Source organism: Streptomyces sp. NPDC059679 (assembly GCF_042734105.1).
Lineage (GTDB): Bacteria > Actinomycetota > Actinomycetes > Streptomycetales > Streptomycetaceae > Streptomyces.
Window position 1 is genome coordinate 1 of sequence record NZ_JBHWES010000031.1, and the last position, 15,087, is coordinate 15,087.

17 protein-coding genes and 1 pseudogene are annotated in these 15,087 nt (G+C 72.3%); 6 read left to right on the forward strand and 12 right to left on the reverse strand.

The features are described 5' to 3' along the window. Positions 1-67: 67 nt before the first annotated feature. The 4 genes and pseudogenes from ACFV2X_RS29205 to ACFV2X_RS29220 form a co-directional block, all read right to left on the reverse strand. On the reverse strand, positions 68-271 hold the full coding sequence (locus ACFV2X_RS29205) for a hypothetical protein (RefSeq protein ID WP_385621961.1): 204 nt from the start codon (positions 269-271) through the stop codon (positions 68-70). After that, entirely contained in the window at positions 268-453 is a 186-nt protein-coding gene (locus ACFV2X_RS29210) for a hypothetical protein (RefSeq protein WP_385621963.1), read from the reverse strand. The genes ACFV2X_RS29205 and ACFV2X_RS29210 overlap by 4 nt, the downstream gene beginning before the upstream one ends. Next, the gene (locus ACFV2X_RS29215; protein WP_385621964.1) at positions 450-785 is read right to left on the reverse strand and encodes a hypothetical protein; all 336 of its coding nucleotides are present in this window, start codon (positions 783-785) and stop codon (positions 450-452) included. The genes ACFV2X_RS29210 and ACFV2X_RS29215 overlap by 4 nt, the downstream gene beginning before the upstream one ends. 188 nt (positions 786-973) lie before the next feature. Beyond that, positions 974-2,224 (reverse strand): annotated as a pseudogene (locus tag ACFV2X_RS29220) (multiprotein-bridging factor 1 family protein). A gap of 95 nt (positions 2,225-2,319) precedes the next feature. Here ACFV2X_RS29220 and ACFV2X_RS29225 point away from each other — a divergent pair. The 3 genes from ACFV2X_RS29225 to ACFV2X_RS29235 all read left to right on the forward strand — a co-directional run bounded on the left by ACFV2X_RS29225 (position 2,320) and on the right by ACFV2X_RS29235 (position 4,117). Beyond that, the gene (locus ACFV2X_RS29225) at positions 2,320-2,796 is read left to right on the forward strand and encodes a hypothetical protein (protein WP_385621966.1); all 477 of its coding nucleotides are present in this window, start codon (positions 2,320-2,322) and stop codon (positions 2,794-2,796) included. A 29-nt stretch (positions 2,797-2,825) separates the two neighbouring features. Beyond that, a complete protein-coding gene (ribD, locus tag ACFV2X_RS29230; protein ID WP_385621968.1) occupies positions 2,826-3,542 on the forward strand; it encodes a bifunctional diaminohydroxyphosphoribosylaminopyrimidine deaminase/5-amino-6-(5-phosphoribosylamino)uracil reductase RibD in 717 nt (238 codons plus the stop codon). An 86-nt stretch (positions 3,543-3,628) separates the two neighbouring features. Further along, a complete protein-coding gene (locus tag ACFV2X_RS29235; protein ID WP_385621970.1) occupies positions 3,629-4,117 on the forward strand; it encodes a hypothetical protein in 489 nt (162 codons plus the stop codon). 125 nt (positions 4,118-4,242) lie between these two features. Here ACFV2X_RS29235 and ACFV2X_RS29240 read toward each other — a convergent pair whose 3' ends face one another. After that, entirely contained in the window at positions 4,243-5,427 is a 1,185-nt protein-coding gene (locus ACFV2X_RS29240) for a thiolase family protein (RefSeq protein ID WP_385622201.1), read from the reverse strand. A 285-nt stretch (positions 5,428-5,712) separates the two neighbouring features. On the opposite strand from ACFV2X_RS29240, the gene ACFV2X_RS29245 reads away from it, so the two are divergent. After that, on the forward strand, positions 5,713-6,099 hold the full coding sequence (locus tag ACFV2X_RS29245; protein WP_385621972.1) for a luciferase family protein: 387 nt from the start codon (positions 5,713-5,715) through the stop codon (positions 6,097-6,099). Positions 6,100-6,142: 43 nt separating this feature from the next. On the opposite strand, the gene ACFV2X_RS29250 is transcribed toward ACFV2X_RS29245, so the two are convergent. The 4 genes from ACFV2X_RS29250 to ACFV2X_RS29265 form a co-directional block, all read right to left on the reverse strand. Then, the gene (locus ACFV2X_RS29250) at positions 6,143-7,279 is read right to left on the reverse strand and encodes a flotillin family protein (RefSeq protein WP_385621975.1); all 1,137 of its coding nucleotides are present in this window, start codon (positions 7,277-7,279) and stop codon (positions 6,143-6,145) included. Positions 7,280-7,289: 10 nt separating this feature from the next. Then, entirely contained in the window at positions 7,290-7,541 is a 252-nt protein-coding gene (locus ACFV2X_RS29255) for a hypothetical protein (RefSeq protein WP_385621976.1), read from the reverse strand. Between the two features lie 100 nt (positions 7,542-7,641). Then, complete coding sequence (locus ACFV2X_RS29260; RefSeq protein WP_385621978.1) at positions 7,642-8,424, reverse strand: alpha/beta hydrolase; 783 nt, start codon at positions 8,422-8,424, stop codon at positions 7,642-7,644. Between the two features lie 123 nt (positions 8,425-8,547). Next, complete coding sequence (locus ACFV2X_RS29265) at positions 8,548-9,108, reverse strand: NAD(P)H-dependent oxidoreductase (RefSeq protein WP_385621979.1); 561 nt, start codon at positions 9,106-9,108, stop codon at positions 8,548-8,550. A 121-nt stretch (positions 9,109-9,229) separates the two neighbouring features. Between ACFV2X_RS29265 and ACFV2X_RS29270 the strand changes: the two genes are divergently transcribed. Further along, the gene (locus ACFV2X_RS29270; RefSeq protein ID WP_385621981.1) at positions 9,230-9,907 is read left to right on the forward strand and encodes a TetR/AcrR family transcriptional regulator; all 678 of its coding nucleotides are present in this window, start codon (positions 9,230-9,232) and stop codon (positions 9,905-9,907) included. Positions 9,908-9,920: 13 nt separating this feature from the next. On the opposite strand, the gene ACFV2X_RS29275 is transcribed toward ACFV2X_RS29270, so the two are convergent. The 3 genes from ACFV2X_RS29275 to ACFV2X_RS29285 all read right to left on the reverse strand — a co-directional run bounded on the left by ACFV2X_RS29275 (position 9,921) and on the right by ACFV2X_RS29285 (position 13,457). Further along, complete coding sequence (locus ACFV2X_RS29275; RefSeq protein WP_385621984.1) at positions 9,921-11,117, reverse strand: MFS transporter; 1,197 nt, start codon at positions 11,115-11,117, stop codon at positions 9,921-9,923. Beyond that, positions 11,114-11,617: a methylated-DNA--[protein]-cysteine S-methyltransferase gene (locus ACFV2X_RS29280; protein ID WP_385621987.1), complete on the reverse strand. Its 504-nt coding sequence runs from the start codon at positions 11,615-11,617 to the stop codon at positions 11,114-11,116. Before ACFV2X_RS29280 ends, ACFV2X_RS29275 begins: the two co-directional genes overlap by 4 nt. 136 nt (positions 11,618-11,753) lie before the next feature. Then, positions 11,754-13,457 carry an AlkA N-terminal domain-containing protein gene (locus ACFV2X_RS29285; protein WP_385621989.1) on the reverse strand — a complete coding sequence of 568 codons (1,704 nt, stop codon included), beginning with the start codon at positions 13,455-13,457 and terminating at the stop codon, positions 11,754-11,756. A 259-nt stretch (positions 13,458-13,716) separates the two neighbouring features. Between ACFV2X_RS29285 and ACFV2X_RS29290 the strand changes: the two genes are divergently transcribed. Continuing rightward, positions 13,717-15,063: a diacylglycerol/lipid kinase family protein gene (locus tag ACFV2X_RS29290; RefSeq protein ID WP_385621991.1), complete on the forward strand. Its 1,347-nt coding sequence runs from the start codon at positions 13,717-13,719 to the stop codon at positions 15,061-15,063. Positions 15,064-15,087 lie beyond the last annotated feature (24 nt).

Sequence of the window (15,087 nt, forward strand, 5' to 3'; positions counted from 1 at the left end):
CCGCCCAGGGGCCTGCACGGGGGCGGGGGGGGGGCGGGGGGGGGGGGCCGCCGCGCGCCCCACCGGTCTAGGTGGCGTTCGCCTTGTGGCAGTCGCAGTCGCAGGGGACGGTCATGATGAGCGCTCCGCGCGTGGCGGGCGGTACCGGCTTCAGCCGGACTTCGCCCGGGCCGGTGCAGAAAGCGTGGATCTCGGCGGGTGTGGTGTCGGGCTCGGCGGTGTACAGCGCGCAGTACGGGGACATGTGCCGGGTGCCGACGGGGACGGTCACCTCGTCTGCCTCTCGCGCTGCAGGGTGACCAGCACCGTGTAGAGGTCGGCGTCGGGGTGCGGCCGTCGGCGGTTGCACTCCGGGCACAGGTGGCGCAGACAGCCGGGCCCGGAGGCCGACCCGCGCAGCACGGTGATCGGTTCGCGGGTGGGCTTGTCGCAGCGATAGCAGCACTCGGTCACCGGGAGGCCCCTTCACGTGGGCCGAGCGCCGCGCTCGTGGCGATCTTCAGCGCGGCGAGGAGAGCTGTCGGGTCGGTGAGATGCCGGCCGTACCGGAGCGGTACGCGCCAGTGGACGCCAGGCCCGGTCGTGCGGGCCACCGGTGGCACCTCGATGTAGGCGGTCGCTCCCCACACCTGGACGGATGGCAGCAGGCTCAAGTCCCATGCAGCGGCGGCGCCCGGCTCGATCAGCCAGTACAGCACCCCGTCGATCGGATTCTCGATGACCGCGCCCGTGGCTCCGCCGAGGGATTCCAGGGCCGGTTTGCCGATGAAACGTGGGACGCGCACGACGTCCCACGATCGGCCGGCGGGCTGCAACTGCGCGCTACGGCCGCTCGGCGGTGTCCAGGGCAGGACTGGGTCGGTGTTCGTCGTCTCCAAGGGAGCCCCCGACATCATCGGTGATCAGGTGATTACCGACCGTAAGAGCGCAGGGAGCGGGGAAGGGGCAGAGATTCTGCCCCTCGAACGCGGGTTCAGGGGGCCAATACTCCGATCTTCACGGCTAGGTCGGCCGCGCGGCGGCGACGCTCCGGAGACTTCGCCTCCGTCTCTTCCAAGACGATGCGGCGCGCGTAGCCGTTGTAGCGAATCGTCTCTGGCGCGGCCTCGTACGCCTTGTCCAACGTTGCCAGCGCCGTCTCCGGCTGCCCGTCAAGTTAGTAGCCCCGAGCCTCCTCGATCCGGTGCCGGGCCAGCCGAGGTCGTGAAGGGATTGTCTCGGCGTCGGCCTTTGCGACCTGCCGTACGGACTCCCGGCCCGCATGCAGCTCGACGGCGACCGTGACCGCGTGCGCACCCATGATGGCCTGGGAGAACGACGTCACGGGGTGGTAGTAGTCGGCAGGCAGCCGCTTGGCCACCTTGCTTGCGGTGTCCCAGTAGCTCCACGCGGTACCGGTATTTCCGCGGCGTGCGGCGGTGTATCCGGCCTCGAACTGCAGCGCGCCCGCGATGGCGCGCACGTCGTCCGGTGCGTCCGGCAGTAGCGGCTTGAGGTAGCGCAGGGTCTCCAGAGTCACGGCGTCGGCTGCGTCGAAGTGGGTGGGGCCGCTGTCGCGGTGGGCCTGGGCGGTGAGCCAGGCGGCCACGCCGATGGCGTGCGGGTCCTCGCTCTCCTGGGCAGCAACCATGCCGCGTTCGGCCACGCGCCACAGCAGGGCGGAGTCCGGCTGGTACGCGATGAAGAACTGGCTGAGGGAGTAGACCTCGGACAGCACCGCTTGAGCCGCTCGCCGTTCGGGGGCACGGTCGGCCTGGCGTACGGCGAGCTGTGCATCCCGGATGAGATTCGGCAGGAGACCGCCGATCACATCGCGGTGGTTGCGTGCGGAGTGGCGGGCTGACCAAGCGCGTTCGAGGCGTGCACTCAGATGCGCGGCCGAGGGCGCTTCGCGATCGTCGGCGATGGGGTACGCGTCAATCGCGGCGCGCACCGCAGGCAGCTTGGCGTGACCGGGGCCGATGAAGAGGTCGATGGGCATGGCCTGGTCGCCAGTGAGCTCAGCGAGGTTGCGGGCGCGTAGAGCCTCGGCGATGCGCAAAATCATCGGAAGTCCGGGAGTGTGGAGATCGCCGTTCTCCACCTGCTTCACCCAGCTCGGGGACTTGTCGAGGTGACCGGCGAGGACGGTACGACTCATGCCCCGGCGGGTGCGGAGGACTTGCATCCGCTGGCCGAAGACCAGCGGGTGGTCCAGCGGGTTCGGGGTAGCGTCAGATGGCATGGCCGTGCCCCTCTCAGTCCGGCTCGTCACTGCAAGAGTATGAGGCGAAACCCTTCTCATCTGCGGGCCGTTCACTCTGGGAAGGAGAGCGACATATGCGACTGGGGATCACTGGCCACCGCGGGCTGTCGGCCGAGACGGAGCAACTGGTCCGTGAGGCCTTGCGCGAGGAGGTGAAGCGGCACTCTCCGGAAGCGCTGGTCGGTGTCTCGTGCATCGCCGACGGCCCTGACGCCTGGTTCGCCGAAATGGTCCTGGAGGCTGGGGGAATGCTGGAGGTTGTCGTACCCGCAGAGCAGTACCGGGACGGCCTGCCCGGGGAGCACCACCAGTCCTATGACGAGCTTCTGCGCCAAGCGGCGGAAGTCCATCGCACGGGGATGGTGGCATCGGACTCCGAGGCACACATGGCCGGTAGCGAGATCCTGGTGGGCGTAGTGGATGAGCTGATTGCCGTATGGGACGGGCAGCCGGCCCGCGGGTACGGCGGTACGGCCGACGTTGTGGCCTACGCCGAGCGTACTGGTGTCCGTACTCGCGTGATCTGGCCCGAGGGCGCTGACCGGGACTGAGCATGAGGCCAAGCATTGGAAAGCGACCCATGAACATCAGAGAGTTGGTCGGCGCCGATGAATGGACCACCGTCGAGGGCCGCCCCTACGTCGTCTACAAGTACGCGGCCACGCTGGACGGACGGATCGCCGCAGCGGATTCCACCAGCCAGTGGATCACCAGCGCAGAGTCCCGGGCCGAGGTCCATTCCCTGCGCGCGGCCTGCCAGGCCACTGTGGTGGGCTCCGGCACGCAGCAGGCCGACAATCCGCACCTCGCCGTGCGTTCGGCGGTGGACGACCCCAAGCTGAAGGTAGCCGTACCGATCGACAAGCAGCCGTGGCGGGTCATCGTCGACAGCAACGCGCGTACGCCCGCAGGCGCCCGTGTGCTCGACGACGCCGCGCCCACGATCATCGCCGTGGCCGAGGACGCGGAGGCCACGCACCTGGACGGGGTCGCGACCGTCGTCCGGCTTCCAAGGGCGAAGGAGGGCCTGGATCTCGACGCGCTGCTGCGCGAGTTGTCCTCCCGTGGCGTGCGCGGGATGTTCCTCGAAGGCGGGCCCACGCTTGCCGCTTCCTTCGTCTCGGCAGGATTGGTCGACCGCGTCATCGCCTATATCGCTCCCGCGCTCCTCGGCCGCGGTAAGAGCGCGCTCCAGGGCGGCACCATCGAGACCATGGAAGACATCTTGCGGTGCGAGTTGCTGGACGTCGCGCGATCAGGCCCTGACATCCGGCTGATCGCACGCCCGCGGCGGTGAAGCCACGGACGGCGCGCCCCGGGCCGTGGCCGATGTTCGCTGTAGCATCCGTAACCTGCTGACCGCATGACGAGGTGGATACGACGATGACGACGATCGCCGTGACCGGACACATGGACATCACCGAGGACTCGGTGCCGCTGGTGCGTGGGGAACTGGCCAGGGTGCTCGCCGCGTACGACCCCTCCACCCTCGTCGGCGTGTCGTGCATCGCGCGAGGCAGCGACAGCCTGTTCGCGGATGCGGTCCTGGCCGTGGGTGGGCGGCTGGTCGTGGTGGTTCCGTCGCGGGACTACCGGGAGGCGAAGGTGAAGCCGGACCACGCCGCGACGTTCGACCGGCTCATGGACGCGGCGGACGAGGTGCTGGTGATGCCGCATGCCACGGCGAACCGCGAGGCGTACGAAGCGGCGAACGCCGTACTGCTGGAGCGGGCGGATCGTCTTGTGGCCGTGTGGAACGGGCAGCCGCCGACCGGCAAGGGCGGCGGCACGGCGGACGTGGTGTACGAGGCGCGTGAGGCAGGGGTGCCCGTGGACGTCGTATGGCCGGACGGGGCGTCCCGCCAGGCGTGACGAAGGCCCCCCGGACGACGCCCCCAGCAACTCACGCTGGGGGAAACCGACGGCGAGCAAGACCGGAAACGACACGGGGAGCACAGCACAGCGGGCGAGCCCCCGACCGAACGACCTACAACGACCTACCCGATGGCTTCCAGCACCGTCGCGTTCGCGAGCCCGCCCGCCTCGCACATGGTCTGCAGTGCGTACCGCGCGCCGCGCCCGCGCATGGCGCCGACCAGGGTGGTCATCAGCCGGGCGCCGCTGGCGCCGAGGGGGTGGCCGAGGGCGATGGCGCCGCCGTTGACGTTGACCTTCTCCGGATCCGCGCCCGTTTCCTGCTGCCAGGCCAGGACCACGCTCGCGAATGCCTCGTTGACCTCGAACAGGTCGATGTCCGCGAGGTCGAGCCCGGCGCGGCGCAGCACCTTCTCCGTGGCCGGGATGACGCCGGTGAGCATCAGCAGGGGATCCGAGCCGGTGACGGCGAAGCTGTGGAGCCGGGCCTTGGGGCGGAGGCCGAGGCGGGCCGCGGTTTCGCTGGTGGTGATGAGGAGCGCGGCGGCGCCGTCGTTGACCGGGCTGCTGTTGCCCGCCGTCACCGACCACTGGATCTGCGGAAACCGCTCGGCGAACCCGGGGTCGGCGAAGGCCGGCCGTAGCCCGGCCAGGACCTCGGGCGTGGTGGCGGGCCGGATGGACTCGTCCGTGTCCACCGTGCGCCCGTCAGCCGTCAGGGGCGCGAGCTCGGCGGCGAACCGGCCCTCGGCGGTCGCGCGGGCCGCCTTCTGGTGGGACGCGGTGGCGAACTCGTCCATCTGGTCGCGCGTCAGGGACCACTTGGCGGCGATCAGTTCGGCGCTGATCCCCTGGGGGACCAGGCCCTCGGGGTAGCGGGCCGCGATCCCCGGCCCGAACGGATCGACGCCCTCCGGCACGTTCGACCACATGGGCACCCGGCTCATGGACTCCACCCCACAGGCCACCACCAGGTCATACGCTCCGGAGATCACCCCTTGCGCGGCGAAGTGCACGGCCTGCTGCGAGGACCCGCACTGCCGGTCCACGGTGGTCGCCGGGACCGTATCGGGGAAACCGGCGGAGAGCCATGCGTACCGGGTGAGGTTCATGGCCTGCTCGCCCACCTGGTCGACGCAGCCGCCGATGACGTCGTCGACCAGGGCCGGGTCCACCCCGCTCCGCTCGACGAGGGCGCCCAGCGTATGTGCCAGCAGCTCCACCGGATGCACCCCGGCGAGCGCGCCGCCGGGCTTGCCCTTGGCTATGGGGGTGCGGACGGCTTCGACGATGACGGCGTCGCGCATGGCGATCGCCTCCTCTTTCAGCGAGGTCACGTAAGTTTGTTTTTCCAACGCTCCTTGCTACTGCAGAGTAGCAAGGAGGTCGCGGCGTCACAACCCTCGTCCTCCGCGGAGCGCTGTCCGGGTCGCCCCGCTGGTGTCACTTATTGCTTCAACTCCGAAACGCGCGCTTGCTGGTCATGTGCAGTGTGCTCTCGGCCGCACGAGCCCAATCGGCTTGTCATATCGGATGGTTACGGTCGGGCAACGCGAGGGTGAGCCCCCGGGAAACCGGGGGAGGATGTATCCGTGAGCGTGGCGCATCGGGCCATGGAGCGATTGCGGGACTGGCCGGACCTCGACGTGGGCCCGGCCTGTTGTGGCATGGGCCGGGCGGTGCGGACGGCGGAGTGCGAGATCGTGCACTTCCACTCCGACCGCGACGCTGACCTGCACCTTACCGAACCGGCCATCCGGCACCTGGCCGTCCACCTGGGACGGTCGACGGCGATCCGGCTGGTGCCGGACTCGCAGTGGGTGACCGTGCACCTGGACAACGAGCGGGACGCGGATGTGCTGCTGTGCCTGGTCAGCGTGGCGCTGAGGGAGCATGCGCGATGTGCGGGGGCCGCGCCGCACCGGTGCAACCTCAACCGGGTGACGTTCCCGGACCGGCGGGACTACCAGATGTGCTGACGTACGGCGGCCGGACGACACGTAGCCGTCCAGCCGCCGCCCCTCAGCGGATCTCGACCCTGCCGCCCCCGGTCCCGTCACTCTTCTCCGCACCGCCGTCGGGCGAACCCAGGTTGCGCCGTACCGAGTCCAGGATCGTCAGGCCCTGCCCGACCAGGCCCGCCGCGATCTCGCCCAGTCCGTCGGCGCCGTTGAGGACGTTGACATTGGCTCCGGAGAGCCCGGAGGCGGCCTCCTTGACGATCTGCGGCAGTTGGTCGATGAGCATGCGGTCCAGCGCGACCCGGCCGTGCGAGGCCGCGGCCTCGGCCTGGATGCGCATCCGCTCCGCCTCGGCCAGCGCCAGCACCCGGATCCGCTCGGCCTCGGCTTCGGCGGGCTTGACGATCTCGGCTACGAGCTGCTGCTGGCGCAGGTCGGCGGCGCGCTGGGCCAGTTCGGTCCGGGCGGCGAGCACCTCTTGCTGTGCGTGGGCCTCCGCCAGCGGTCCGGCCTGCGCGGACTCGGCCTGGACGCGGTCCACCTCCGCCGAGTACTCGGCCTGGACCACGGCGGTCTGCCGGGCGTATTCGGCCTGCTTCCGGGCGGCGGCCTGCTCCGCCTCGGCCGCGGCCTGTGCGGCCTGGGCCTGGGCGATCTGGGCCTGGCGCTGGATGGCGGCCTTGTGCGGGGCCGACATCGCCGCGATGTAGCCGGTGTCGCCGTCGTCGATGGACTGGATCTGCAGCGAGTCCACGATCAGACCGATCTTCGCCATCTCGGTCTTGGAGGTGTCCAGGACCTCGGTGGCGAGTTTCTGCCGCTCGGTGATGATCTCCTCGACGGTCATCGAGCCGATGATGGCGCGCAGATGCCCGGCGAAGATCCGGCCGGTCAGTACGGACATCTGGTCCTGGTCGGAGAGGAATCGCTGACCCGCGTTGACGATGCTCTCGGTGTCATTGCCGACCTTGAAGGCGATCACGGCACGGACCGTCAGCACGATGCCCTGCTTGGTGACACACTTCTCGGCGACCTCCGCCTCGCACATCGCCAGCGTGAGGAACCGGGTCTTGCGGAAGACCGGGAGTACGAACTTGCCGTGCCCGGTCACCACACGGAACGGCGCACCCCCCTGGCCTCGCCTGCCACCGGATATGAGCATCGCCTCGTCGGGGGCGGGAACGCGGTAACCGAACATTTTCGTCTCCTCAGCCGGCGTTGCCGGCCCCGCCGGCCAACGCGTTCAACGGATCAGCCCACTCGACGACATCGACCTGGCGCGTGCCGCGGCAGTCGATCACGAGCACGGACGCCCCCTTGGGCAAGGGCTCGTCGGACCAGGCGAGGAAGGTTTCGGAGCCGCCTCTGATCCGTACCAGGACCTCTCCGGGGCCCGCGGGGCCACGCGTGCCGATGACCAGCACACCCGTGCAGCCGCGTACGGCATCGTCCGTCGCCATGGATGGCCACGCCCCCCTCGTCCTGCTGATGTCGAGGCTCGGACACTACGCCCGTGGCGTCAACGCCTCTGACCGGGGTCGGTGTCGAGGTCCTTGGGGCTCAGGTCCGCGCGAGGTCGGTGTGGTCCGGGTCGTGCGGCCGGGTGCACAGATCCACGAGGCGGGCGCGGTGTTCGGGGTGGTCCGAGAGCCAGCGGCCGAGCTGGTGGTCGGCGCCGTCCAGGACCACCTTGGAGAACCGGGATTTCGTCCGGAGTGCCTGCTCGATCCCGGCCGTGACCTCGGGCGGGATGACCTCGTCGCGCTCGGGTACGACCAGGACGGAGCGGCCGGTGAAGGCGCCGAGCGCGTCGAAGACCGTGCTGGGGCGCCAGCTCCCGGGCCGGCGGATCAGCTCGGTGAAGCCGTCCCCGAACGGCACCGGCCACGCCTCGGGTCCGTACGCCGCCGGTGCGCACAGGCAGATCGCCTCGACCCGGCCGCCGAGGTGCGAGGTCAGATCGGCGACGGTCTGGCCGCTCATGCTGAAGCCGACCAGCGCCAGCGGGCCGCCGTCGGGGGCGAACGCCTCGATGACGCCGAGCGCCTGACGGAACCTCCGCTCCAGGCTCAGCTCCGCCGGCTTTCCGGAGCTGTCCCCGTGTCCGGAGAAGTCGAACGCGAGGGAGGGGTGGCCCGCCGCGGCGAAGTCGCGGGCGAGCGGGATACTCCGCTCCTTGCTGCCGATTCCGGCCCCGTGCATGATCACCACGCCGGCGCGGGCGGTGCCGGCGGACGAGGCGGACGAGGCGGACGAGGCGGGCTCGGTGGGCTCGGTGGGCTCGGTGGGCTCGAAGGAGGCACAGCTCAGGGCTTCGCCGTCGGTGTGGTGGATGAATTCCACGGGTGCTCCCGCTGGTTGGATGCGGCGGCATCGTTGTCTCGGCGGCAGCGTAACGGCCCCGTAAGGCGAGCGGGCCCCGCCGACCGTGTTCGGTCGACGGGGCCCGCTGAGGCGAGTCGGGGCTCAGGCCTTCGCGGCCGCGGCTTCCTTCGTCAGGCGGGCGAGCACGTGGGTCAGCTGCTCGGTGACCTCGGCGTCGTCCGACGGGTGCTGCTCGGCGAAGCGGGTCAGGGAGCCCGGGATGGAGAGCTTGACGTCCTCGACAACGGTGCCGCCGGCGATGCCCACGGACTTACGGGCGTCGTCGTGCGCCCACACGCCGCCGTACTGGCCGAAGGCGGTGCCGACGACGGCCACCGGCTTGCCGGAGATGGCACCGGCGCCGTACGGGCGGGACAGCCAGTCGATCGCGTTCTTCAGGACGCCCGGCATGGTGCCGTTGTACTCGGGCGAGAAGAACAGGAGGGCGTCGGCCTCGCCGGCCGCGGCGCGCAGCTTCGCCCCCGCCGCGGGGACGGACCCCTCGACGTCGATGTCCTCGTTGTAGAAGGGGGTCTCGGCCAGACCCTCGAAGATCGTGATCTCGACGCCCTCGGGGGCGAGCTTCACGGCGGTCTCGGCGAGCTGGCGGTTGGTCGAGCCGGCACGGAGGCTGCCGACCAGGGCGAGGATGCGAACAGACATGAGTTCTCCAAGATCGATAGGCGCCCGCGGTGCGGACCTCATTAGTTGAAGGTTGTACCAGATAATCGGACCGCGGTCCACTTTAGCCTAAACGGACCGCGGTCCGCTACGATGGCCCATCATGAACTCGTCAGCGCCGGCCCAGCCCCCTCCCCCTCCCGCCGCGGCATCCGTACCGGTATCCGCGGACGTGGCCGGGCGGCCGCTGCTGCCCATGGCCGGCCAGGCGCCCCCGATGCGGGCCGACGCCGTACGCAACCGGGCCCGACTGCTGGAGGCGGCTGTGCGGCTGGTGGCCGAGCAGGGGGTGGAGAAGCTGACCATGGAGGCGGTCGCCTGCGCCGCGTCGGTCGGCAAGGGGACGGTCTTCCGGCGCTTCGGCGACCGCACCGGTCTGCTCCAGGCCCTGCTCGACCACTCCGAGCAGGCCTACCAGCAGGCGTTTCTCACCGGCCCGCCCCCGCTGGGGCCCGGCGCCCCGGCCCCGGAGCGGCTGGCGGCGTTCGGGGTGACCACCCTCCGGCACATGTTCGCGTATCTCGACCTCTACCTGGCCGGGGATCCGCCCGCCGGCCGCCGCCTGGCCGTGGCCCCGCGCCAGGTCCGGCTCACCCACATCACCATGCTGCTGCGCGAGGCGCGGGCCGAGGGCGATGTGGAGCTGCTGGCGGAGACGCTGATGGGCTACCTGGAGCCCGCGCTCATCCACCATCTGATCCGGCAGCGCGGTATGACGCTGGAGCGGCTGGAGGCGGGCTGGCGCGATCTCGTCGCCCGTACGGTCGGGCCCGCCGGGTGAATGGCCTGGTGGCTCAGGCTTCTTGAGTGTCTACGGCCAGCATCAGCCACAGCCCGGGCAGACCGGCCACCCCCGCCATGATCACCGCGGCCGCGGTCAGCTCGCCGCGCGCCAGGAGCGGGGCGGCGAGCACGGAGCCGAGCGGCGGCGTGCCCTGCATGAGCGTACGCAGCGCGGTGAAGGCCCGGCCGTGCAGCGCGGGCGGGATACGGCGCATCCGCATCGACTGGGCCCATACGGTCATGGGCGCGCTCAGCGCGCCCACCGCGAAGTACCCGGCGCCGACCACCAGGGCGCTGGGCGCCCCCAGTACAGCCAGGAAGGCCGGTCCGGCGGCAGCCTGGCACAGCCCGATCAGCCGCGGCGAAGCCCGTCCGGGCCGCCCGCGCCCGGCGAGCGCCGCGCCCACCACTTCCCCGGCCGCCAGCGCGGCGGTCAGCGCACCGAGGGTCGAGGCCCCGCCGCCCAGCTGGTGCCTGGCCAGCCACGGGCCGACCACCAGCAGCATCCCCTCGGCGATGTTGAAGAGCATGAAAGCCGCCGTCGTGGCCACGACGACCCGGTCACCGGCCACGCTCCTCAGGGACGGCTTCGCCCGCGCCGGGTTCCCGGTGCGCGCGGGCGGAGACAGTGGCTGCCGTACGGTCGCGGCCAGGGCCGCGAGGACGAGGTACGAGGCGGCGTCGACGAGCAGCACGTCGGCCGCGCCGATCGCGCCGACCAGGACACCGGCCAGGGCCGGGCCGACGACGGTCGAGACGCTGAACGCCAGCGACTCCAGTGCGTTCGCGGTGTCCAGGTTCTCGTCGTCGACGAGTTGCGGTATCGCCGCGGGGAAACCCGCCAGCGGAACCATCTTGAGCAGCCCGTAGACCACCGCCACGACGAACGGCAGGGCGGTCGGCATGCCGCCGAAGGCGGCCGTGAGCGGCACCGACGCCACGCACACCGCCCGGAACACGCTGTCCGCGATCAGCAGCGTCCGCTTGTCGACCCGGTCCAGCAGCAGCCCCACCGCCGGCCCGCCGACCACGACGGGCGCGGTGAAGCAGACGCCCAGCAGCCCGAGCCGGCCGGTGCCGCCCTCATCCAGCACCAGCCACGCCAGGGCAAGGAAAGTCATTCCGTCGCCCAGCAGCGACACGGTGGTGCCCAGCCACAGCCGGCCGAACCCGCCCGGCCGCACCAGGACCTGCGCGTACGCCCTCACCGGACACCGCTTCCGCTCTCGTGGGCGAGCAGCCATCGCTTGGCGTCCAGGCCGTAGTAGTAGTTGCCCAGGGTGCCGTCCGACCGGCATACGCGGTGGCAGGGCACGACCAGGGGCACCAGGTTGTACGCGCAGGCGGCTCCCGCCGCCCGCGCGGCGGCGGGGCTTCCCGCGCGGGCTGCCAGCTCCTGGTAGCTGACGGTGGCTCCGGGCCTCACCCGGCGCATTTCCCGCCAGGCCGCGAGCCGGAAGTCACTGCCGGACTGGACGGCGGGGAGCGCGTCGAGCGCCGTCAACTCGCCGTCGAAATAGGCCGTCACGGCGGAGGCGTACGGCTCCACCGCCGCGCCGCCCGGGGCCGGTCGCTGCTTCCGCAGCGGCCGGGGGAGCTCGGCGAGGAGGACGGCGGAGTCCTCGGTGAACCCCGCGGCGAGGATGCCCTCCGGGGCGGTCACCAGGGTGAAGGGGCCGAGCGGGGTCGGCACCGTCGCGGCGTACATGGTCGTGTCCCGTTCTGCTGGTTGGTGTGAGGCATGGGGAGCCCGCACCCGGGCGTCGCGTGCGTCGGGCGCCGAGTGGGCAGGGCGGCCAGGTGGTGAGGTGGCGGCCAGGTGGTGAGATGGTGGGGCGGCGTGGTCAGGGGGTGTGGTCTTGCGGCGCGGACCACAGGTGCATGGCCGCGTACGAGCGCCACGGCCGCCAGCCACGGGCGCGCCGGGCCAGCTCCGCGGGGGCCGTGCGGCCGGCCACGCGGCGGAGCCCCGGGTCCTCGGGGGAGAAGGCGTCGGGGTCTCCCAGCGCATGCGCCGCGATGCGCTGGACGGCCCAGGGGGCGATCCCGGGCAGGGCGAGCAGCCGGGCCGTGGCCTCCTCCCGGTCCGCGTCCCGGCCCAGCCGCAGCGTCCCGCCGTCCACGGCGCGGGCCAGGGCCCGTACGGCGGCGGCCGGTTGGTCGCCGAGGCCGAGCGCGGTGAGGTCGGCGGCAGCGAGCGCGGCGGCGGAGGGGAACAGCCGGGTGGGTCCCGCCGCCGGGGCCGGGGCGCCCCGGTCATGAACCGAGTCGGCCCGGGGCGATCGCGTCTTCCGGCCCGGTCCGCCCTCCCGGCCAGGGCGTGCCGCCTGTCCCGATCCGGCCCCCGCCGCCGATCCGGCCCCCGCCGCCGATCCGGCCCCCGCCGCCGGGCCGGCCTCCCCGCCCGGGTCAGCCTCCGCCGCCGGGCCGGCCTCCCCGCCCGGGTCAGCCTCCGCCGCCGGACCGACCGGCTCGCCGTAGCCGGCAGCCAGCCGCCCGCACAGCCGACGGGCCTCGTCCCGCGGGGCGTACTGCTCGACGACGACACGTACGGCGAGCTCGAACCCCTCCGCGCAGCCCGGCACCCGCAGGCCGGGCGTGGCCCGGTCCAGGGGGCCGAGCAGCGGGTCCGGGCCCAGGGCGTCTGCCACGGCGGCAGGGTCGGCGTCCAGGTCGAGCAGGTCACGGCAGCGCCGTACGGCGGCCGTGATGTCGCGGAGGTCGTCCAGGGACAGCCGCAGCCGCACCTCGGGGACCGGCTCGCGGCCGCCGGAGGTGGCGCTGTTCAGATCCAGCTCGGCGACCCCCGAGCCCCGAGGCAGGCGCAGCGTACGGCGGTAACGGTCGCCGTCGACCTCCTCCACGCCCGGGACCGCACGGTTGCGTAGCCACGTCACCAGCGCCGTGCCGTTCAGCGGGGGCCGGTATCGCAGCCGTAGCGCCAGCGGCCCGGACCGCTGGGCCCGCCGGCCGTCGTGCGGCGTCCGGGCTCCGCCGCCTTTGCGCAGTTCGCTCGGCGAGCGGCCGAACGCGGTGCGGACGCCGTCGTTGAACTGCCGGATGCTGGAGTATCCGGCGGCCAGCGCCACATCCGTCAGGGGCAGGGCGCCTGCCTCGATGAGCAGCCGCGCGGTCTGGGCGCGGCGGTTCAGCGCCAGGGCGAGCGGTCCCACGCCCACCTCCGCGACCAGCTGCCGGTGCAGATGGCGCTCGCTCACCGCGAGCTGCCGCGCCACCCCGGCCACGCCCGCCTCGTCGACGGCGCCGCTCGCGATGAGCCGCAGCGCACGGGCCACCAGGTCGCCCCGGACGTTCCACTCCGGCGACGAGGGTCCGGCCTCGGGGCGGCACCGTCGGCACGCCCGGAATCCCGCCGCCTCCGCCGCCGCCCCGACCCGGAAGAACCGGACGTTCTCCCGCTTCGGGGTGCGCGAGCCGCACACCGGGCGGCAGTAGACGCCGGTCGAGGTGACTGCCACGTAGAAGGCGCCGTCGAACCGCGCGTCGCGGCTGGCCATGGCCCGGTAACAGATGTGGAAATCGAGCACGCGGCCATTCTTCGCCGCCGGTCCGGGCGCTGTCTGGCGGTAATCGGACCAGGTGATGGGCCCGGTTCGGTGAACCACATCCCACCGACTGCCCGTCCTCCAGGGTGACGCGGACATGCGCTTGGCGCGGGTGGGCACGAACGGCCCGCCGTACGGCCTAACATGACGCGCTGTCGAACGTGCCGAAGGTGCCCAGAGCGTCAAAGCCTCAAGAGGATCGAGAACGCCGTTGAGTGGTATGCCGGGCCGGGGACGGCCGATGGTGCTGGATCCCGACGAGGGGGCCCACGCCGCGCAGCGCTGGTCGGCACGGCTGTCCCTGGGCGCCGCCGCGCTGGGCGTACTGCTGCCGATGATCTTCGCCGGGACCGCCAGCCTGATCCTGTTGGTGGTCGGTCTCGGCGGCATGGCGGTGACCGCGGCCTCCGTCTGGTGGGTGCTGACCCGCCGCGGCATGATCCGGATCGCGGCGGCCGCTCTGGCGGTGGCGGCGCCGCTGACCGTGATCGGGTTCTACGACGCGCGGAACCTGCTGTGGGTGGTCATGGTCGCCCTGGGGCTGTGGGGGGTGGCGGTCTGGGCGGGGCGGGCCGCGATCCGCAGCACCGGTTATGGCGCCGTACCGGTGCCGGAGTACGAGACCCCCGCGCCGCGGAACCCCTTCCTGATCATGAACCCGCGCTCCGGGGGCGGAAAGGTGGGGCGGTTCGGGCTGAAGGAGAAGGCCGAACGGATGGGCGCGCGGGTGGTGTTGCTCGACCCCGACCATCCGCAGGACGTGGCCGCCCTGGCCCGGGAGGCGGCGGACGCGGGCGCCGATCTGCTGGGCGTGGCGGGCGGCGACGGTACGCAGGCGCTGGTCGCCGCCGTCGCGGTGGAGCGCGGACTCCCCTTCCTGGTGATCTCCGCGGGCACCCGCAACCACTTCGCGCTGGACCTCGGCCTGGACCGCGAGGACCCGTCGACCTGCCTGGACGCGCTCACCGACGGCGTGGAACTCCGCGTCGACCTCGGCTACGCGAACGAGCATCCCTTCGTCAACAACGCGTCCTTCGGCGCGTACGCGGCGGTCGTCCAGAGCCCCGCCTACCGCGACGACAAGGTGCGCACCACCCTGGAGCTGCTGCCCGACCTGCTGACCCGCCAGCGCGGCCCCCGCATGATCGCGCAGGCCGACGGGGTCAAGATCCCCGCTCCCCAGGCCCTGCTGGTCAGCAACAACCCGTACCGCACCGGCGACGCGGCCGGGCTCGGCCGCCGCGAGCTGCTGAACTCCGGCAGGCTCGGTGTCCTCGGCGTCAAGGTCGACAACGCCGCCCAGGCCGCCGGGCTGCTGCGCGGCCGGAAGGCCGCGGGCCTGACGGTGCGGACCGCCCAGGAGGTGCTGGTGGACGCCGACCGCGAGGAGATCGAGGTCGGCGTGGACGGCGAGGCGCTGATGGTGTCGGTCCCGGTGCGCTGCCGCATCGCGCCCGGCGCGCTGCGGGTACGGGTCCCCCGGGCCCGGCCCGGCGTCCCGGCGGTGAAGCCGCCCATGGACTGGCGGCGGCTGCGCAAGCTGGGCGCTGTGGTGGGGCGTACGGCGGTCGGCGGGCGCGGGTTCTGAGCGCTCCGGCCCCGTAGGGCGGTC